General features: G+C 70.0%; 13 protein-coding genes, 1 tRNA gene and 1 pseudogene. 13 read left to right on the top strand and 2 right to left on the bottom strand.

Annotated features, from left to right (window positions below; genetic code table 11):
- Positions 1 to 257 precede the first annotated feature (257 nt).
- The 12 genes and pseudogenes from GUY60_RS00070 (at position 258) to GUY60_RS00020 (ending at position 18218) form a co-directional block, all read left to right on the top strand.
- Positions 258 to 2660, top strand: coding sequence for a sodium-translocating pyrophosphatase (locus GUY60_RS00070; RefSeq protein WP_161692733.1), 2403 nt, complete (start codon positions 258 to 260; stop codon positions 2658 to 2660).
- 214 nt (positions 2661 to 2874) lie between these two features.
- The gene (locus GUY60_RS00065) at positions 2875 to 3459 is read left to right on the top strand and encodes a small secreted protein (protein WP_312866126.1); all 585 of its coding nucleotides are present in this window, start codon (positions 2875 to 2877) and stop codon (positions 3457 to 3459) included.
- Between the two features lie 159 nt (positions 3460 to 3618).
- Complete coding sequence (locus tag GUY60_RS00060; RefSeq protein ID WP_161692731.1) at positions 3619 to 5133, top strand: DUF7059 domain-containing protein; 1515 nt, start codon at positions 3619 to 3621, stop codon at positions 5131 to 5133.
- A 196-nt stretch (positions 5134 to 5329) separates the two neighbouring features.
- Positions 5330 to 5527, top strand: coding sequence for a hypothetical protein (locus GUY60_RS00055; protein WP_161692730.1), 198 nt, complete (start codon positions 5330 to 5332; stop codon positions 5525 to 5527).
- Between the two features lie 529 nt (positions 5528 to 6056).
- Complete coding sequence (topA, locus tag GUY60_RS00050) at positions 6057 to 8912, top strand: type I DNA topoisomerase (protein WP_161692729.1); 2856 nt, start codon at positions 6057 to 6059, stop codon at positions 8910 to 8912.
- A 178-nt stretch (positions 8913 to 9090) separates the two neighbouring features.
- Complete coding sequence (gene tmk / locus GUY60_RS00045; RefSeq protein ID WP_161692728.1) at positions 9091 to 12222, top strand: dTMP kinase; 3132 nt, start codon at positions 9091 to 9093, stop codon at positions 12220 to 12222.
- A gap of 205 nt (positions 12223 to 12427) precedes the next feature.
- Positions 12428 to 13633, top strand: coding sequence for a DNA polymerase III subunit delta' (locus GUY60_RS00040; protein ID WP_161692727.1), 1206 nt, complete (start codon positions 12428 to 12430; stop codon positions 13631 to 13633).
- Between the two features lie 113 nt (positions 13634 to 13746).
- Positions 13747 to 15285 carry an alpha/beta hydrolase gene (locus GUY60_RS00035; RefSeq protein WP_161692726.1) on the top strand — a complete coding sequence of 513 codons (1539 nt, stop codon included), beginning with the start codon at positions 13747 to 13749 and terminating at the stop codon, positions 15283 to 15285.
- Positions 15286 to 15492: 207 nt separating this feature from the next.
- Positions 15493 to 15566, top strand: a tRNA-Thr gene (locus GUY60_RS00030).
- A 304-nt stretch (positions 15567 to 15870) separates the two neighbouring features.
- Positions 15871 to 16068 (top strand): annotated as a pseudogene (locus GUY60_RS38640) (mobilization protein); the annotation flags it as partial.
- A gap of 546 nt (positions 16069 to 16614) precedes the next feature.
- Entirely contained in the window at positions 16615 to 16896 is a 282-nt protein-coding gene (locus GUY60_RS00025; protein ID WP_161692725.1) for a hypothetical protein, read from the top strand.
- A 368-nt stretch (positions 16897 to 17264) separates the two neighbouring features.
- Entirely contained in the window at positions 17265 to 18218 is a 954-nt protein-coding gene (locus GUY60_RS00020) for an RICIN domain-containing protein (RefSeq protein ID WP_161692724.1), read from the top strand.
- Positions 18219 to 18439: 221 nt separating this feature from the next.
- Here GUY60_RS00020 and GUY60_RS39625 read toward each other — a convergent pair whose 3' ends face one another.
- Positions 18440 to 18682 (bottom strand): hypothetical protein, encoded by a 243-nt coding sequence (locus GUY60_RS39625; protein WP_312866125.1) that lies wholly within the window; start codon positions 18680 to 18682, stop codon positions 18440 to 18442.
- A gap of 183 nt (positions 18683 to 18865) precedes the next feature.
- Entirely contained in the window at positions 18866 to 19276 is a 411-nt protein-coding gene (locus tag GUY60_RS00010; protein WP_161692723.1) for a MarR family winged helix-turn-helix transcriptional regulator, read from the bottom strand.
- 75 nt (positions 19277 to 19351) lie between these two features.
- On the opposite strand from GUY60_RS00010, the gene GUY60_RS00005 reads away from it, so the two are divergent.
- Positions 19352 to 20230, top strand: an 879-nt coding sequence (locus GUY60_RS00005; protein WP_161692722.1) for an MBL fold metallo-hydrolase, incomplete at its 3' end; no start/stop codon positions are given.

The raw sequence follows: 20230 nt of genomic DNA, 5'->3' as shown, positions 1-20230 counted from the left end.
GGCCTTTTCGCTGTCCGGGCATATTTCTGGATCACTCGCCGGTTCGGCCAAAGGTATTGACATCCGGCTGTTGAACAAAACTGATCAAGCGTCAATGCCTTTGAAGCATTACCACTTTCGAGGGCAATCATCGGACGCGATCATTTGCTGATGGGCAAGAGCAGGCCAATTCCGTTTGTCGCGCACTGTTTTGATCAGGTTCCGCTCCCTACAATCCGTCCACATCTTGAGCTCAGCCCAAGCGCCAAGGAGGACGAATGGCGGGGCTTTCTACCCCTCATCAGTTTGACCACCCCTCAACCTTCGCAGCCGCGGTACTGACCTCCGACAACCGCCTCATCGTGCTGGCGATCGGTGTTGTCGGGCTCGCGGCGCTCGCCGTGGCCGGGGTCCTGGTACGCCAGGTACTCGCCGCGGGCGAAGGAACCGACAGCATGAAGGAGATCGCGACCGCGATCCAGGAAGGTGCGAACGCGTATCTGGCACGGCAGTTGCGAACCCTCGGCGTATTCGCCGTCGTGGTGTTCTTCCTGCTCCTGCTACTGCCCGCGGACGACTGGGATCAGCGCGCAGGACGTTCGATCTTCTTCCTGGTCGGAGCACTTTTCTCGGCGGCCACCGGCTATATCGGCATGTGGCTCGCCGTCCGCAGCAATGTGCGGGTGGCGGCGGCCGCTCGTGAAGCGACGCCGGCCGAAGGAGAACCGGCAAAGGATCTGACGGACGTTTCACACAAGGCGATGAAGATCGCTTTTCGTACGGGTGGCGTCGTCGGCATGTTCACGGTGGGGCTCGGCCTCTTCGGAGCTGCCTGCGTGGTCCTCGTGTACGCCGCCGACGCGCCCAAGGTGCTCGAAGGATTCGGCCTCGGTGCCGCGCTGATCGCGATGTTCATGCGAGTCGGCGGCGGCATCTTCACCAAGGCCGCCGACGTCGGCGCCGACCTGGTCGGCAAGGTCGAGCAGGGCATTCCGGAGGACGATCCGCGTAATGCCGCGACCATCGCCGACAACGTGGGCGACAACGTCGGCGACTGTGCGGGTATGGCCGCCGACCTCTTCGAGTCGTACGCCGTCACGCTGGTCGCCGCGCTCATCCTCGGCAAGGCGGCCTTCGGTGACGCCGGACTCGCGTTTCCGCTGATCGTGCCCGCGATCGGGGTGATCACGGCGATGATCGGCATCTTCGCCGTGGCGCCGCGGCGCAAGGACCGCAGCGGGATGAGCGCCATCAACCGTGGCTTCTTCATCTCCGCGGTGATCTCGCTCGCCCTCGTGGCGGCGGCGGTCTACGTCTATCTGCCGTCCACGTACGCCGAGTTGGAGGGCGTCACCGACGCGGCGATCCAGTCCAAGAGCGGGGATCCGCGGGTGCTCGCCGTGGTCGCCGTGGCCATCGGCATCGTGCTCGCCGCCCTGATCCAGCAGCTGACCGGCTACTTCACCGAGACCAACCGGCGCCCCGTCAGGGACATCGGCAAGACCTCGCTGACCGGACCGGCCACGGTGGTGCTCGCCGGTATCTCCATCGGGCTCGAATCGGCCGTCTACACCGCCCTGTTGATCGGCTTCGGCGTGTACGGGGCGTTCCTGCTCGGCGGTACGTCGATCATGCTGGCGCTGTTCGCGGTGGCCCTGGCCGGCACCGGGCTGCTCACCACGGTCGGCGTCATCGTCGCCATGGACACGTTCGGGCCGGTCTCCGACAACGCGCAGGGCATCGCCGAGATGTCCGGTGACGTCGAGGGCGCGGGCGCGCAGGTGCTCACCGACCTGGACGCCGTCGGCAACACCACCAAGGCCATCACCAAGGGCATCGCCATCGCGACGGCGGTCCTCGCGGCCTCGGCCCTCTTCGGCTCGTACCGCGACGCCATCGCGGGCGCGGCCAGGGACGTGGGCGAGAAACTCGGTGACGGGGCTCCGATGAACCTCGTCATGGACATCTCGCAGCCCAACAACCTGGTGGGCCTGATCCTCGGCGCCGCGGTCGTCTTCCTCTTCTCCGGGCTCGCGATCAACGCGGTCTCGCGGTCGGCGGGAGCGGTGGTCTTCGAGGTGCGTCGGCAGTTCCGCGAGCACCCCGGGATCATGGACTACACGGAGAAGCCGGAGTACGGACGCGTCGTCGACATCTGCACCAAGGACGCGCTGCGCGAGCTGGCCACCCCCGGTCTGCTCGCGGTGCTCACGCCGATCGCCGTCGGGTTCACGCTCGGCGTCGGCGCGCTCGGCTCGTTCCTCGCGGGCGCCATCGGCACCGGCACGCTGATGGCGGTCTTCCTCGCCAACTCCGGTGGCGCGTGGGACAACGCCAAGAAGCTCGTCGAGGACGGCCATCACGGCGGCAAGGGCTCCGAGGCGCACGAGGCGACCATCATCGGTGACACCGTCGGCGACCCGTTCAAGGACACCGCGGGCCCGGCGATCAACCCGCTGCTCAAGGTGATGAACCTGGTGGCGCTGCTGATCGCTCCGGCGATCGTGCAGTTCAGTTACGGCGACGACGCCAGCGTCGGCGTACGGCTGATCATCGCGCTGTTCGCGATCGTCGTGATCGTCGTCGCGGTGTACATCTCCAAGCGGCGCGGGATCGCCGTGGGAGACGAGTCCGAGGCCGACCGGGTGGCGCAGCAGACCGATCCGGCGGTGGTGTCCTGACCGGAGACAACCGCTCAACAGGCGGGCGGGCGGCGCTTCTTGACGCGCCGTCCGCCCGCCTTGTTGCGCCATACGTCCGCTTTTTGTTTCAGTGACTCTCCTCTCCCTTGGTGCAAATGGCTTTAATAGGGCGGTAATCGGACGCACGACCCGAGGTTGTCGCCCACTTGGCGTGTATGTTCCGGGGCCGAGAGCCATGGAAGGGACCAATCCGGTGAACAAGAAGCTTGCAGCCGCACTGTCCGGCGGTGCGGTACTGGTACTGGCCTTGTCGGGGTGTGGAGACAGCGACGAAGACAAGCTCAACGACTGGGCCAAGTCGCTGTGCGGCCAGATCCAGCCGCAGCTCGAGAAGAGCGTGAAGGCGCAGCAGACCATCGTTTCCACGGCCGCGGACGGCAAGCCCGAGGAGATCCAGAAGGCCGACTCGGAGGCGTTCCAGGCCATCGCCGACGCCGACAAGGCGATCGCCCAGGCCCTGGAGAAGGCCGGGCCGCCGCCCGTGGACAACGGCGAGAAGATCCAGACGGACGCCGTGAAGGACCTCAACGAGGCCTCGAAGTCGTACGAGGAACTGAAGAAGAACATCGACGGCCTGGACGCCAAGGACCAGTCGCCCGAGGGCCTCAAGGAGTTCTCGGAGGGCCTCCAGAAGGTCGCCGACGACCTCGGCAAGATCCAGAAAGAGGGCGACGGAGCCCTGGACACGCTGCTCAGCGGCGAGGTCGGCGACGCCATCAAGAAGCAGGACGGCTGCAAGGCCACCCCGTCGAACGGCTCCGAGCCGTCCACGGCGTGACGCTCACGCGGCGGGCCGGGGCGTAACGCCTTTGGCCCAGGAACACCAGGAACACCGAAAGGCCCGGCACGCGTGCGTGCCGGGCCTTTTCGACGCCCACGCGCGGTGCGTGGCGCGGGTGGGCGCGAAGGAGCGCGCCGGGAAGAGGAGAATGGCCGGGTGCGTACGACAAGCCTGCCCACGACCGACCGCCCCGAAGTCGCCGCCCGCCTCAGGGAGGCGTTCCTCGACGCGGACTTCACCGCTGACGGACTGCTCGAACTCCTCGGCGCCCCCGCGTACGCCGCGCTCGCCCGGAGCGAGACGGTGCCCGCGCTGCGGGCCACGCGTGGCGACGAGCCACTGGCCGCGCTCGTCCGCCTCTTCCTGCTCCAACAGGCCGTACCGCACGCGCGCGTGGCGTCGGTTCTGCCCGTCGACGCGTGCCTCGCCGACGGGTGGCTCACCCAGGACGGCGACGCGGTACGGGCCACGGTGGACGTGCGTCCGTACAGCGGGACCGACGGTGCGGACTGGTTCATCGTCTCGGACCTCGGCTGCGCCGTCGGCGGCGCGGGCGGCATCGGGAGCCACGACGAAGGCGTAGTGCTCGGCGTGGGCGGGGCGTCCACGACGCTCGCCGGGATCACCGTGCGTACCCCCGTCGGCCGTGCGCTCGACCTCGGCACCGGCTCCGGGATCCAGGCCCTGCACGCCGCCCAGCACGCGACGCGGGTCACCGCGACCGACCTCAACCCCCGTGCGCTGAGCGTCACCGGGCTCACTCTTGCGCTGTCCGGCGCGCCCGCGGCGGAGCTCAAGGAGGGCTCGCTGTTCGAGCCGGTCGGCGACGAGACGTACGACCTGGTCGTCTCCAACCCGCCGTTCGTCATCTCGCCCGGCGCGCGCCTGACTTACCGCGACGGCGGGATGGGCGGGGACGATCTGTGCCGCTCGCTCGTTCAGGAGGCGGGGGCACGGCTGAACGAAGGGGGGTACGCCCAGTTCCTCGCCAACTGGCAGCACGTGGAGGGGGAGGAGTGGCAGGACCGGCTCCGTTCCTGGGTGCCGCGTGACTGCGACGCCTGGATCGTGCAGCGCGAGGTGCAGGACATCACGCAGTACGCCGAACTGTGGCTGCGCGACGCGGGGGACCACCGCCAGGACCCCGACGAGTACGCGGCCCGGTACGAGGAGTGGCTCGACGAGTTCGAGGCCCGCGAGACCAAAGCCGTGGGCTTCGGCTGGATCACGCTCAGGAAGTCCGGCTCGGCGAACCCCTCGGTGACCGTCGAGGAGTGGCCGCACCCGGTCGAGCAGCCCCTCGGTGACGAGGTGCGCGCGCACTTCGAGCGCCTTGACTACCTGCGGGACACGGACGACGCGGCGCTGCTCGCCGGGCACTTCAAGCTGGGCGCCGAGGTCGTGCAGGAGCAGGTCGGGCTCCCGGGCGCAGAGGACCCGGAGCACGTCGTGCTTCGCCAGCACCGCGGTATGCGCCGGGCCACCAAGGTGGACACCGTCGGTGCGGGCTTCGCCGGGGTGTGCGACGGCACGCTCAGCGCGGGCCGCATCCTGGACGCCATCGCGCAACTGGTCGGCGAGGACCCGGTGTTGCTGCGCGACCGCACGCCGCAGCAGATCCGGCTCCTGGTCGAGCAGGGGTTCCTGGAGCCGGTGGCGCGACCGGCGTAGGTGGTCGGGGTGCGATCCGCGTGGGCCGACGGGGCGTGACCCGCGTGACCCGCTTCGGCGCGGCGGGTGCGGGGTCGGCTCGCGCGACGGTCCCCGTTCACCCGTGGTTCGCGCCCGGGACGCCCGGACGTGTGGAGGTCGTGTTCCGCACGTGTCAGCGTCCGAGCCCTGGGCACCCGGGCGGGAGGATGCGGACATGGAGAGCGGACCAGCGATCTTCGCGGGAGCGGTGTTCACCCTGTTCGGGGTCGGGCTGCTGGCATGGACCGGAACGAGAGCGCTGCACCGCGCCCCGGTGGCGCAGGGTGTGAACCCGGTCGCATCGGTGGCCTTCGGTGCCGGGGTCGGCGTGGTCGCCCTGGCGCTCGGGGTGTGGTGTTTCACGCGACTGTGAGCCGTCCCACGGAAGGCCACGGCGATCGGGCCGCGTACGGGCTCCCGCGAGCAGCGGTGAGCGGACACCTGGCAGGGCTTCTGGCAGGGCTCTAGAACGGGCCCGGCGACGGCACGACTGTGGCCGGCCCGCGAGCACCCGTGACCAGCGCGGGGAGCGGAAAACCGGGGTGGCGGACAGTGGTGGACGGCAGGGTGACCTGGGGATGATCCAGGTGTGGCTCCGGTGTGACCGCCGGGTGGAATCTGAGAGGCACGATTCCGGATATTGCCGAAAGGGCAGGTAGACACTCCGGGCGGCAGGAATGACGGTAGTCGGGTTACCGTTCGAGTGGCCGTTGCGGGCTTTTCCCGTTTGACACGGGGGCGGGCTGTACCGTCACACTCCGCAGCGTCACCGTATGAACGCGTACGGCGTCACCTGATGAAGGTGCACGAACCGCCGTGCGAGGGCGTACGGGGACCGCAGAACAGCGATTCGCGGAGCCACCGCAGAGCCACCGAGCGTCGACCGGAGAGAAGAGCAAACGTTGTCCCCGACCAGCGAGACCGCACACGGCGGCCGCCGACTCGTCATCGTCGAGTCGCCTGCCAAGGCGAAGACGATCAAGGGCTACCTCGGCCCTGGTTACGTCGTCGAAGCGAGCGTCGGGCACATCCGCGACCTCCCCAACGGCGCCGCCGAGGTACCCGACAAGTACACCGGCGAGGTGCGCCGCCTCGGGGTGGACGTCGAGCACGACTTCCAGCCGATCTATGTGGTCAACGCTGACAAGAAGGCCCAGGTCAAGAAGCTCAAGGACCTCCTCAAGGAGTCCGACGAACTCTTCCTCGCCACCGATGAGGACCGCGAGGGCGAAGCCATCGCGTGGCACCTCCTCGAGGTCCTGAAGCCCAAGGTCCCGGTCCACCGGATGGTCTTCCACGAGATCACCAAGGACGCGATCCGCAGCGCCGTGGCCAACCCGCGCGAGCTCAACAAGCGCATGGTCGACGCCCAGGAGACCCGCCGTATCCTCGACCGCCTCTACGGCTACGAGGTCTCGCCGGTCCTGTGGAAGAAGGTCATGCCGCGCCTGTCGGCGGGCCGTGTGCAGTCCGTCGCCACCCGCCTCGTCGTCGAGCGTGAGCGCGAGCGCATCGCCTTCCGCTCCGCCGAGTACTGGGACCTGACCGGCACCTTCGGCACCGGCCGCGGCGGGGACGCCTCCGACCCCTCGCAGCTGATCGCCCGGCTCACCACGGTCGACGGCAAGCGCATCGCGCAGGGCCGCGACTTCAACTCGGTCGGACAGCTCAAGTCAGACACGCTGCACCTGGACGAGGCCAACGCCCGCTCGCTCGCCGCGGCCCTGGAGAACACCCGGTTCGCGGTCCGCTCCGTCGAGTCGAAGCCGTACCGCCGCTCGCCGTACGCCCCGTTCCGTACGACGACGATGCAGCAGGAGGCGTCGCGCAAGCTCGGCTTCGGCGCGAAGGCCACCATGCAGGTCGCGCAGAAGCTGTACGAGAACGGCTTCATCACCTATATGCGTACGGACTCCACGACGCTGTCGGACACCGCCGTGTCCGCGGCCCGTGCGCAGGTCACGCAGCTCTACGGCAGCGACTACCTGCCGGACAAGCCGCGTACGTACGCCGGCAAGGTCAAGAACGCGCAGGAGGCGCACGAGGCGATCCGCCCCTCGGGCGACCGCTTCCGCACCCCCGCCGAGACCGGTCTGACCGGCGACCAGTTCCGGCTCTACGAGCTGATCTGGAAGCGGACCGTCGCCTCCCAGATGAAGGACGCGACCGGTAACTCCGTCACGGTCAAGATCGGTGGCACCGCCGCCGACGGCCGCGACGCCGAGTTCAGCGCCTCCGGCAAGACCATCACCTTCCACGGCTTCATGAAGGCCTACGTCGAGGGCGCGGACGACCCGAACGCCGAGCTCGACGACCGTGAGCGCAGGCTTCCGCAGGTCAGCGAGGGCGACGCGCTCTCCGCCGACGCGCTGTCCGTCGACGGCCACGCCACCAAGCCGCCGGCCAGGTACACCGAGGCGTCCCTGGTCAAGGAGCTCGAAGAGCGCGAGATCGGCCGCCCGTCGACGTACGCGTCGATCATCGGCACCATCCTCGACCGCGGGTACGTCTTCAAGAAGGGCACGGCGCTCGTGCCGTCCTTCCTGAGCTTCGCCGTGGTCAACCTGCTCGAGAAGCACTTCGGGCGGCTCGTCGACTACGACTTCACGGCGCGCATGGAGGACGACCTCGACCGCATCGCGCGGGGCGAGGCGCAGGCCGTGCCGTGGCTGAAGCGGTTCTACTTCGGCGAGGGCGAGGCGGAGGGCTCCGCCTCGGACGCCGGGAACGGCGACGGGGACCACCTCGGCGGCCTCAAGGAACTCGTCACCGACCTCGGTGCGATCGACGCCCGTGAGATCTCCTCCTTCCCGGTCGGCGAGGGCATCCTGCTCCGCGTCGGGCGGTACGGCCCGTACATCGAGCGGGGCGAGAAGGGCGAGGAGAGCCACCAGCGCGCGGACGTTCCGGACGACCTGGCTCCGGACGAGCTGACGGTGGAGTTCGCGGAGGAGCTGCTCGCCAAGCCCAGCGGCGACTTCGCGCTCGGCAAGGACCCGGTCGGCGGCAACGAGATCGTCGCCAAGGACGGCCGGTACGGCCCGTATGTCACCGAGGTGCTCCCCGAGGGCACCCCGAAGACCGGCAAGAACGCGGTGAAGCCGCGGACCGCCTCCCTCTTCAAGTCGATGTCCCTGGACACGGTGACCCTCGACGACGCCCTGAAGCTGATGTCCCTGCCACGCGTGGTGGGCACGGACGCCGAAGGCGTGGAGATCACCGCGCAGAACGGCCGGTACGGCCCGTATCTGAAGAAGGGCACCGACTCGCGCTCCATCGACGCCGAGGAGCAGCTGTTCACGATCACGCTGGAAGAGGCCCTGGAGATCTACTCCAAGCCGAAGCAGCGTGGCCGCGCGGCCGCCAAGCCGCCGCTCAAGGAGCTCGGCGACGACCCGGTCAGCGGGAAGCCGGTGGTCGTCAAGGACGGTCGCTTCGGCGCGTACGTCACGGACGGCGAGACCAACGCCACTCTGCGGGCGGCTGACTCCGTCGAGGACATCACCCCGGAGCGCGGCTTCGAGCTGCTCGAGGAGAAGCGCGCCAAGGGCCCGGCGAAGAAGAAGACCGCCAAGAAGGCGCCCGCGAAGAAGGCTCCGGCCAAGAAGACCGCCGCTAAGAAGACGGTCGCCAAGAAGACCACCGCCAAGAAGACGGCGGCGAAGAAGACCACAGCCAAGACCGCGGCCGCGAAGAAGGCCCCGGCCAAGAAGACGGCCTCCGCGAAGGTGTCGTCGGAGGCGTCGTCGGAGGACTGAGACTCACCTCCGTCACTCTCCTCCGCGCCTCTGTGGAGCGCGTGGCACTAACCCGCGGGGCGGGCCGAGCAATCGGCCCGCCCCGCGGTCGTACGGGCGGGCCGCCGGGCGCGGTCGCGTGCGGCCGTATGTTCGGCCAGGCCTCCGGGGACACCACGCTTGCCGATAGGCTGACAGGATGACGCGTGCCGAGCAGCCAACGGTCGTGAACCACGACCCCGACGACGCCCTGGTCGCCGACTCCCGCGAACGCGCCGTCCGTGCGCTGCTGCGCTTCCCCCCGCTCAAGCGGCTGTGGAGCGCACAACTGGTGGGCAGTATCGGTGACGCCCTCGCCCTCCTCGTTCTCGTGGTGCTGTCGCTCCAGGCGGCGGTCGCGGAGAGCACGTTCGGCGGCGGATACCGCGGAGCGGCCTTCGCCGTGGCGGCGGTCTTCGGTGTGCGCGTCCTCGCCACGCTGCTTTTCGGCGCGGTCCTGCTCGGCCCGCTCACCTCGCTCACCTCCGCGCAGGGCCCGCTCGACCGGCGCTGGACGATGGTCACGGCCGACGCCCTGCGGGCCGTGCTGCTGATCGTCGCGCCGCTGTGGATCGACTGGACGCCCGACAACGCCCTCGCGGTGCTGCTCATCACCGGCTTCGTCATCGGTGTCGCCGAGCGCTTCTGGACGGTGTCCCGCGAGAGCGCCGCGCCCGCCCTGCTGCCCGCGCCGCCGCCCGAGGGCGCCACGGTGCGGCCGCTCCCCGACCACTTGGACGCGCTGCGCCGGCTCTCCCTGCGCACTGGGTTCGTCGCCCTGCCGCTGGCCGCGCTCTCCCTGATCGCCGTGACGCTCGTGGGCAATCTGCTCGGCGCCGGGATCGACTGGTTCGCCCAGCACCAGGCGGCACTCGGCTCGTACGTGGCGGCCGGTCTTTTCGCGGCGTCGTTCTCCGTCGTGTACTTCATCGAGCTGCCCGACACCCAGACCCCGCGCCCCCGCTCGCCGCTGGAGGGCATGCGCCGCCCGAAGACCGGGTCCGGCGTGGACAAGGGGCGCACCGGTGCCATCCCGCTGTTCGTGCTCGCCTGCGCCGCGGTCGCCGGCGCGATCTCGGCCGCGGTCGCCGTGGCCGTGCTGCACGCCGTGGACCTGGACGGCGGTCCGGTCCTCTTCGGCCTGCTCGTCGCCGGGCTGACCGGCGGCACCGTCATCGGCATCCGCTCGGCGCCGTCCGTACTGCCCGGCCTGTCCCGCCGCCGACTGCTGGCCCTGGCCATCGCGATCACCGGCATCGGCCTGCTCGCGGCCGGTCTGGTGCCCGACCCGACGACGGTCCTGCTCATCGTCGCGCTCTCCGGCTTCACCGCCGGAGTCGCCGCCAACACCGGGCACGCCCTGCTCGACCTGGAGGTCGAGGACTTCCGGCGGGCCCGTACGACAGAACACCTGCAGGCGGTCGTACGCGTCCTCGTGGCGCTCGGCGCGATCTCCGCTCCGCTGCTGGCCGCGGCGATCGGGCCGCACCGCCTTGAGAGCGGCAAGTTCGTGTTCGCGCACGGCGGCGCCGCCTTCACGCTGATGCTGGCCGGTGCGCTGCTGCTTCCGGTCGCCGCTCTCGTACTCGCGAAGGCCGACGACCGGTCCGGGGTGCCGCTGCGGCGCGACCTGAGCGAGGCGCTGCGTGGCGCAGAGCCGGTGCAGGCGCCCGCCACCACCGGGTTCTTCATCGCCCTCGAAGGCGGCGACGGAGCGGGCAAGTCCACCCAGGCCGAGGCGCTCGCCGAGTGGATCAGGGCCAAGGGGCACGAGGTCGTCCTCACCCGCGAGCCGGGCGCGACGCCGGTCGGCAAGCGGCTGCGCTCGATCCTGCTCGACGTCTCGTCGGCCGGACTCTCGCACCGCGCGGAGGCGCTGCTGTACGCCGCGGACCGCGCGGAGCACGTCGACACCGTCGTACGGCCCGCCCTTGAGCGCGGTGCCGTCGTGATCAGCGACCGGTACATCGACTCCTCGGTCGCGTACCAGGGCGCCGGTCGTGACCTGTCGCCGACCGAGATCGCCCGGATCTCGCGGTGGGCGACGGACGGCCTGGTTCCGCATCTCACGGTGCTGCTCGATGTCTCCCCGGAAGCGGCGAGGGAACGGTTCACCGAGGCGCCCGACCGCCTGGAGTCGGAGCCTGCCGAGTTCCACGCGCGCGTACGGGCGGGTTTCCTGACGCTCGCCGCCGCCGACGCGGGCCGCTACCTGGTGGTGGACGCGGGCCAGGAGCCCGAAGCGGTCACCACGGTCGTACGCCACCGCCTCGACCAGATGCTGCCGCTGTCCGACGCCGAGCTGAAGGCGCAGGACGAGGCGCGCAAGGCGGCCGAGGAAGAGGCCCGGCGCAAGGCCGAGGAAGAGGCCGCGCGGAAGGCCGAGGAAGAGCGCCTGGAGCGTGAACGGCAGGAGCAGCTCGCCAAGTTGCGCGCCGAGGAGGAGGAGCGCAAGCGCCGCGAGCTGGAGGAGGCGCGCCGCCGCGAGGCTGAGCGCCAGGCGGAGGAGGCCAGGCAGCGCGCCGAGGAGGCCCGCCGCCTCGCCGAGGAGGAGCGCAAGCGCCGCGAGGCCGAGGAGCAGGTCCGCGCGGCCGAGGAGGAGCGCCGGCGCCGCCAGGCCGAGGAAGAGGCGCGGCTGCGGGCGGAGGCCGAGGAGCGGCGCCTGGAGAAGCAGCGCAAGGCGGAGGAGGCGCTGCTGCGCGCGGAGCAGGCTCGGCGCGCTACTTCGCCGGGTGCGGGTGCGGGTGCGGGTGCTTCGGCTCCGGCTGCGGATTCTGCTTCGGTGGAGTCCGGGGCTCCGGTGGAATCGGACAGCGAGACGACGGTGCAGACGCCCATGGTCAGGCCGCAGCAGGTCGAGCCGGTGCGGCAGCCGGGCGGTTCCGGCGCCTCCGACGAGACCACCGTGCTGCCCGTACCGGGCGGCCAGGACTCCGAGGAGACGGCCGTACTGCCGCAGCCGCCCGCCCCTCAGGGCGCGGCCGAGGAGACTGCGGTACTGCCTCCGGTACGCGACGCGGGCCCCGCGCAGGACCCGGCCGACCGGGTGCCGCACGGCACCTTCCGGGACGAGCGGTCGCAGGCTCCCGCCCCGGAGCGGGCGCCGGACGACGAGACCCGTGAACTCCCGCAGATCGACCCGGAGTCGCTGTCTCCGCGCCGCGGCGCCCGCCCCCGCCCGGACTGGGCGGAAGAGACCCCGCTCGACGACCTGCCGACGCTCGCCGATGAACTGCTCGGGCCGCGGGACGACGAGGACGGCCGCGGCGGCAAGCGGCGTGGCGGGCGGTAGCGATCGTGGTCGTGGGCCCGGTCGTGGGCCCGGGCGCGGGCGTGGGTAGCGGTCGCGCATAGCGGTCTGCCGGGGCGGTACGAGAGGTTCCGTTCCGGCGGGCGGCGTCGACTGTCAGACCCCTGCCGCACAATGGACGTCGCAGCGTAAGCAGCAGGAATGCGGCGCCCGGAGCAGCGGGGTGTCGCGGAGAGGCAGGGGCGCCATGCCCGTATGGGACGACCTGGTCGGACAGGAGCGCGTCGGCACGCAGCTCGCCGCCGCCGCCCGGGACGCCGACGCCCAGGTGACCGCGCAGGCGGCGGGCGAGGCCGTTCCCGAGGCCTCCAAGATGACGCACGCCTGGCTGTTCACGGGCCCGCCCGGCTCCGGCCGCTCCACCGCCGCCCGTGCCTTCGCCGCCGCCCTCCAGTGCGTCAGCCCGGACCGCGCCCTGGGCGGAGTCCCCGGCTGCGGTTTCTGCGACGGCTGCCACACGTCCCTGATCGGCACGCACGCGGACGTCGAGATCGTACGTACGGACATGCTCAGCATCGGCGTCAAGGAGACCCGCGAACTGGTGCGCAGGGCCCAGCTCTCGCCGGCCACAGGACGCTGGCAGGTCATCGTCCTCGAAGACGCCGACCGCCTCACCGAAGGCGCGGGGAACGTCCTCCTGAAGGCCGTGGAGGAGCCTGCTCCGCGCACTGTGTGGCTGCTGTGCGCGCCGTCCCTCGAGGATGTGCTGCCCACGATCCGCTCCCGCTGCCGCCACCTGACGCTGCGCACCCCGCCGGTGGACGCGGTCGCGGACATCCTGATCCGCAGGGACGGCATCGAGCCGGAGGTCGCGGCCGCCGCGGCCCGCGCCACCCAGGGCCACATCGGCCGGGCCCGCCGCCTGGCCACCGACGAGCGCGCCCGCGCGCGCAGAGCGGCCGTGCTCAAACTCCCGCTGCGGGTGGACGACATCGGCGGCTGCCTGAAGGCCGCGCAGGAGCTGATCGACGCGGCGTCGGAGGACGCCAAGCAGGTCGCCGAGGAGATCGACACCAAGGAGACCGAGGAGCTGAAGGCGGCGCTCGGCGCGGCGCAGGGCGGCCGGATGCCGCGTGGCACCGCCGGCGTGATGAAGGACCTGGAGGACAAGCAGAAGCGCCGCAGAACGCGCACGCAGCGCGACAGCCTCGACCTCGCCCTGGTCGACCTCACGGCCTTCTACCGCGATGTGCTCGCGCTCCAGCTCGGCTCCAGCGTCGCCCTCGCCAATACGGAGATGCGCGACGCCCTCGACCGCATCGCGCGCGGCACCTCGCCGGAGACGACGCTGCGCCGTATCGAGTCGATCGCCGCCTGCCGTACGGCACTTGACCGCAATGTGGCCCCGCTGCTCGCGGTGGAGGCGATGGCCGTGTCCCTGAGACGGGGCTGAGGGACGCCCACTCGGGTCGTGGGCCTCGGGGACCTGGGCTCTCGGGATCACTCGTACGGGCCTCGCGGCCACGGAATGTGCACGTCCTGCCACGCTCCGGATACGCTCGCCGGATGGACACCAGGCGTCACATCATCCGCACCGGCGGCACTCTCCTCACCGCGGCCGCGCTGCTGGTCTCGGGCTGCTCGTCGGGCAGTTCGCCGTCCAACGCCTCGGAGTCCGCGCTGCCGACGCAGACCCCGAAGGCCCTGGCGGGGTACTACGAGCAGAAGTTGAACTGGCGCGAGTGCGGTGTGCCGGGGTTCGAGTGCGCGTCGATGAAGGCGCCGCTCGACTACGAGAAGCCGCAGGAGGGCGACATCAAGCTCGCCGTCGCCCGCAAGAAGGCCACGAGCCCCGGCAAGCGGCTCGGCTCGCTGATGGTCAACCCGGGCGGACCGGGCGGCTCCGCGATCGAGTACCTCCAGGCGTACGCCGCGATCGGCTACCCCGAGCCGGTCCGCGCGCAGTACGACATGGTGGCCGTGGATCCGCGCGGCGTGGCCCGCAGCGAGCCCGTCGAGTGCCTCGACGGCAAGCAGATGGACGCGTACACCCAGACCGACGTGACCCCCGACGACCAGGCGGAGACGGATCAACTCGTCACCGCCTACAAGGGGTTCGCGAAGGGCTGCGAGCAGAAGTCCGGCAAGGTCCTGCCGCATGTCTCCACGGTGGCGGCGGCCCGCGACATGGACGTGCTGCGCGAGGTCCTCGGTGACAAGAAGCTCCAGTACGTGGGCGCTTCGTACGGCACGTTCCTGGGCGCCACATACGCGAGCCTCTACCCGTCGCGCACCGGGCGGCTGGTGCTCGACGGCGCGATGGACCCGTCGCTGCCCGCGCGGCAGATGAACCTGGAGCAGACGGAGGGCTTCGAGACCGCGTTCCAGTCCTTCGCCAAGGACTGCGTGGCCCACAAGGACTGCCCGCTCGGCACGGGCACCCCGGCGGAGGCGGGCAAGCGCATGAAGCAGTTCTTCCGCACCCTGGACAAGGCCCCGATCCCGACCGGCATGGACCGTGAGCTGGGCGAGTCCCTGGCCACGACCGGGGTGATCGCCGCGATGTACGACGAGGGCGCCTGGCCGCAGCTGCGCGACAGTCTCGCGACGGCCATCCAGGACAAGGACGGCGCGGGCCTGCTCTCACTCGCCGACAGCTACTACGAGCGGGACGGCGACGGGAAGTACGCGAACCTGATGTTCGCCAACGCCGCCGTGAACTGCCTTGACCTGCCTGCCGCGTTCACGTCCCCGGACGAGGTGGAGAAGGCGGTGCCGGAGTTCGAGAAGGCCTCCCCGGTCTTCGGCGAGGGCCTCGCCTGGGCCTCCCTGAACTGCGCGTACTGGCCGGCCAAGGCGACCGGCGAGCCGCACTCCATCAAGGCCGAGGGCGCGGCCCCGATGGTCGTGGTCGGCACCACCCGCGACCCGGCCACCCCGTACAAGTGGGCCGAGTCCCTCGCCGACCAGCTGGACACCGGCCGCCTCCTCACCTACGACGGCGACGGCCACACCGCGTACGGCCGGGGCAGCGACTGCATCGACGGCGCGATCAACAGCTACCTCTTGGAGGGGAAGGCTCCGGCGGAGGCGAAGAAGTGTTGAGGGAGGCGCTGCGCTGCGCTGTTGCGGGGCGCCGGTGCTGCCGCTGAGCCCGGCTGAGGCCTGCGCGGGCGGCGTTCCGGGCTTCCGTGGGCCGGGCGCGGGGCCTCGATCAGGGGTGGTCAGGGGCACCCCTTCTAACCCTGTAGACTTATCGCCGCTGCTGATGCGAACCTCTCCCTGCGGGAGAATCCCTCATCTCCGCAGCTTGCCGCCTTAGCTCAGATGGCCAGAGCAACGCACTCGTAATGCGTAGGTCTCGGGTTCGAATCCCGAAGGCGGCTCGGATCAGCCCCAGGACTCACTCGCCGTGACCTGGGGCTTTTTCATGTCGGAACCCGGCAGGGGCGGAACGCGATGATCTTCGCGTCCTCATGTGTGGCCGTTGCGTGGCCATCCTGATTTGCAACCGCCTCGGCAGGCTTCCCGGCAACGTGAGCGAGAGCAATCTGTGCGACCTGCTCGACTCATGGATCGGCGGCCATCCCTCGGCCGACGGCGGGGACTCGATCGCGAGCAGCAGCTCGCCCCACAACGTCCGTACGGTGGCGAGGGATTCGGCGGTCTCATGGCGGGCTCCCCGGGGGCGAAGGCGGCGACGCGCGGGCCCGAGCCCACATCGCAGCCCTCGCCGAACTGATCGAAGCGACCGCGCAGCGCGCCCCTGAAGGCCTGCGAGCCGAACTCCCCGCCGCATCAGGGGCGTTCGCCCGAGCCCAGCGCTCCCAGGTCCGAGCCGAAGACCGATCCGCCGACGCTGTACGCATCGCAGCCCGAGACGTCATCACCGGCCGCCACCCCGTACCCAACCAGAGACCGGGCCCCCATCGACACACCAGTACCCCGGTGGTCCCGGAACAGAATCCAGTTGCTCAACCTGCGGCGGCTGCCCAACACTCCCCGCGCCGACCGAACTTGGGCAAGACGGGTGCCCTGTCGGATCAGCGCGGCCGCTCACGGGCACTCGCTACGGCTACCGCATTCGGCTGAACTTGTAATTCATGGAAACGGGGTCCGCTGGGAGCGGTTGGTGGCTAAATCCGTAGACACGCCAAGGGAAATCCCGGCGAGGGAGTCGATTCTCCGGCCATTCGGCGCGGCGAGCCCGGCATTTTGAACCTTTCCAACCGTGCTACATATTTCGCGAGTTCACGCTGACGCGAGAACTCTTCGAACGAGCGAGTAGGAAAAACTGTGCGTAAGAAGATCGCAGTGGCCGCGATTTCAGTCGCGATGCTCGGAATGGCCGGCGTGGGAAACGCCGCCTCACAGGGGGACGCCTCGACAGCGCGGAAGGTTCCGATTGACCCGTCGATCGGGGTTCCGCACCTGGTGAGGGGACAGGTTTCGACGATTCCGGCGCCGAGCGGCGGCTACCCCGGCCGGGCCGTGTCCGTAGCCGAGTGCCCCGATGGCGAGGTCCTCACCGGGGGCGGCGCCAACGTCACGGCAGGCAGCTCGCGTGCCGACCTGTACCAGCTCACCTCATCCCAGCCGATCAGCGGGCAGAAGTGGTGGGCCTTCGCCACCAACATGGACTCCGGTAATTCCGGAACGCTCCATTCGTACGCGATCTGTGCGAAGGTCATCAGCGTCCACACCTTCTCCAACTGAATGGGCTTAGTTAAGGGATCAGGAACAGCAGTGAATCCCGAAACTCTCTGAAGCCGCCGCAGTCCCGTCAGTCCCCAGGGCTGACGGGACTGCGTTTTAGGTCGACGGAAATCTGATCCCGAAGTGCGAAGCTTCCGCACATTGCCGTTGACCCGCTGTCGCGGGCCGCGCGGCGCGGCGCGAGCTCAAGATTCGGTGACACCGGACACATGCACTGGTCTGTTGTGTTTGGACGTTTGGTGGACCCAAGCGGAGTAAATGTCCGACACGGACTGATTACTTGATCGTTTCGCCTGGTCGCTTATTCCGCAGATCCCTCTGATGATCGCGAGCGTCTCACTCACACAACCGAAGCAGGAAGCAACGCGATGCTCCTGAAGAACCTCACCGCGCGCGTCATCGCAGTCCTGACGACCGCACTGGTGGCCCTCTCCGTGTTCCAGGCCCCGGCCGCCCTCGCCGTACCCGGGCCGGCGGACACGATCGAGAACCTGGAGACCAGCTACGTCCTGGAGATCGCCCCGGGCTCCAGCGGCCAGCGGGTCAACGTCACGCTCTGGCACGACCCGAACAACACGGCCAGCAACCTCAAGTGGACGTACGACCCGCAGACCCAGCACATCAAGAACGTCGCCACGGGCCATGTCCTTGAGCACGCTCCCGGCCAGACGGACAACCGGGTGCAGCTGACGGCCTGGCACGACTCGAACAACACCTTCGCCCGCAACCTCAAGTGGACGTACGACCCGGCGACCAAGCTGATCAAGAACGTCGCCACGGGCTATGTCATTGAGCACGCGCCCACCACGACGGGCAGCCGCGTGCAGGCTTACCTGTGGCACGGCTCGAACAACACCTTCGCCAGGAACCTCAAGTGGAACTCGGAGGCCTTCCCGCCCCCGGCCCCCAAGGGGATGTGCCTGGACATCGGCAATACCCGCAACTCCGACGACAACGCCCGGATCTACGACTGCCTCGACCACACCAACCAGCGGTTCGTGATCGAAGGCGGTCAGATCAAGGTCGAGGACACGATCGGCACCGGCAGCGAGATGTGTCTGAGCGTCGCGGGCGGTCGCACCAACGGCCAGAACGTCCGTATCCGCGGATGTGTGGCTTCCAGCAACCAGCAGTGGGTCGCCCGCGAAGGGCAGATCGTGGTGAAGGACACGATCGGCACCGGCAATGAGATGTGCCTGGATGGCGGCGGCACCCGCAACAACAACGACAACGTCCGCATCTACCGGTGCACCAGCACCAACACCAACCAGCAGTGGGTTGTCCAGCGCGGCTTCCTGAAGCTCAAGGACACCCTCTCCTGAGGTCCACTTCCTCAGCCCCAGGACACACTCGCCGTGACCTGGGGCTTTTTCATGTCCTGGGTCTGCCGAGCCGGGCGGCGAGGGTGGCTGTCGGGACCGCAGGCGGCCGCGGCGCACCAGGCGGGGTGCCGTGCGGCCGAGGGCGGCCACGGGGGAGAGCCGGGCGAGGTCCTCCTGCGGTGATGCTCCGAGGAGTACGGGGTGCCGATGGACGCCGCGTACTACGTGACGCTGGAGTGGTCACCGACCACGCAGTCGGCCGCGATCAGAGCCTGGCGCCGGCCTTCGAGCGGAGGGATCGCGTCGAGACCCGCCAGCCGCTCGCGGTCCACCAGACGCGCTAGCTGTTCGGGGTGCGAGAGGACGGTGGCCGAGGCGAGCGGACGCCCGTCTTCCAGGAGCCAGTCCGGCGACGACCCGAAAACCGGGGCCGAGGACCGGCGTTCGGCGTTTGCAGCCCTCACCGCAGCCGACACCATGGGGCAATACGGCCAAGTCGCCCTGGGTCGCGCCCAGTTCACCGCCGTAGCTCGCCGATACCGCCAGGTCGTACGTCGTCTGCTTGGCCTGTTCCCAGGGCAGGACGCGGCGGCAGCCGGTGCGGGTGACTCAGCGTTCCGCGTCCTCGCCCACGGGTACGCGCCAGGTTACGAGGAGACCGCCCGTAGCAGCAGCGCGTGCAGCCGGTCCTGTTCCTGCTGGGTGAGCGGGGCGAGCGGGGAGCCCTCGGCGAAGCGCGCGAGGAGTTGTTCGCGCAGCTCTGTGCCCTTGTCCGTGAGGACGAGTTGCTTGGCGCGGCGGTCCTGGGGGTGCGGGCGGCGCTCGACCAGGCCCTGTTCCTCCAGGCGGTCCGAGACGAACGTCGCGTTGGACGGCTCGCAGCCCATGCGCCCGGAGAGCTCGCGCAGGGTCAGCGGGCCCGTCAGCTCGCGCAGTGCGATGGCCTGCGACGCGGTCAGGCCGAGCGTGCCGGCGCGGTCGCGCACATGCGCCTCGATCTGCCGGGCCAGTCCGGTGACCAGTCCGCAGAGCTGCCGTTCGGTTGCCATGCGTCCCATCGTACGCAAGCGGGAAGCGAAAGCGTTCAGCTGAAATAGTTGCAGCTCTAATGATTCGAGCTATAACCTTTTTCCATGCCTGCCACTACCGTTCAGGGCGAGCGGCTGCGCCGCCCTTCCCGTGCCCGTACCTTCCACCTCGGCGATCTCCGAATCAGCCATGTCCCGGACGGCGCCGTGCAGTTGAGGCCGCGCGGCTGGTTCCCCGCGTCGACCGCCGAGGACTGGGTGCGGTACGCCGACCATCTCGACCCCGAGGGCTACCTGGTCGCCGGGATCGGCGGACTCCTCGTGGAGTACGGGGACCGTGCGCTGCTCATCGACTCCGGCTTCGGCCCCGACGCCGCGCCCGCCGACCCGGAGAACCCCTGGATCGGTGCCATCCACGGCGGCCGACTCCTTGACAACCTCGCGGAGTTGGGGCGGGTGCCGGGTGAGATCGAGGCCGTGGCGGTGACCCATCTGCACACCGACCACATCGGCTGGGCCTGGCATCCCGCGCCGGGCGGCGACGGCCGGCCCGCCCTCGCCGGCGCCGCGTACCTCTTCGGCGCCGACGAGTGGAACGGCCGCCACCGCATCCCCGCCGAGCACGGGATCACCGAGGAGATACTCGCGGCCCTCGAACCCCGCGCCCGTACCGTCGTCGACGGGGAGGAGATCTTCCCGGGCGTACGGGTCCTCGCGACGCCCGGCCACACCGTCGGCCACACCGCGTACGTCATCGAGTCCGGCGGGCGCAGGCTGATCGCGTTCGGCGACGCCCTGCACTCGCCCGTGCAGATCGGCCGGCCGGAGTGGTCCGCGGGGCCCGATGTCGACGCCGACCGCTCCGCCGAGCACCGCCGCCGCCTCGTCGCCGAACTCGCCGAGCCCGGCACCCTCGGCTACGGCGTCCACTTCGCCGATGTCGTCTTCGGGCGGGCGGAGTTCGTGGCGGCGGGGGAGGGGGAG

The organism is Streptomyces boluensis, from assembly GCF_009908195.1.
In the GTDB taxonomy this organism is placed as follows: Bacteria; Actinomycetota; Actinomycetes; order Streptomycetales; family Streptomycetaceae; genus Streptomyces; species Streptomyces boluensis.
Note: the sequence above shows the minus strand (reverse complement) of the source record. Positions and strands in the feature narration are given on the sequence as shown.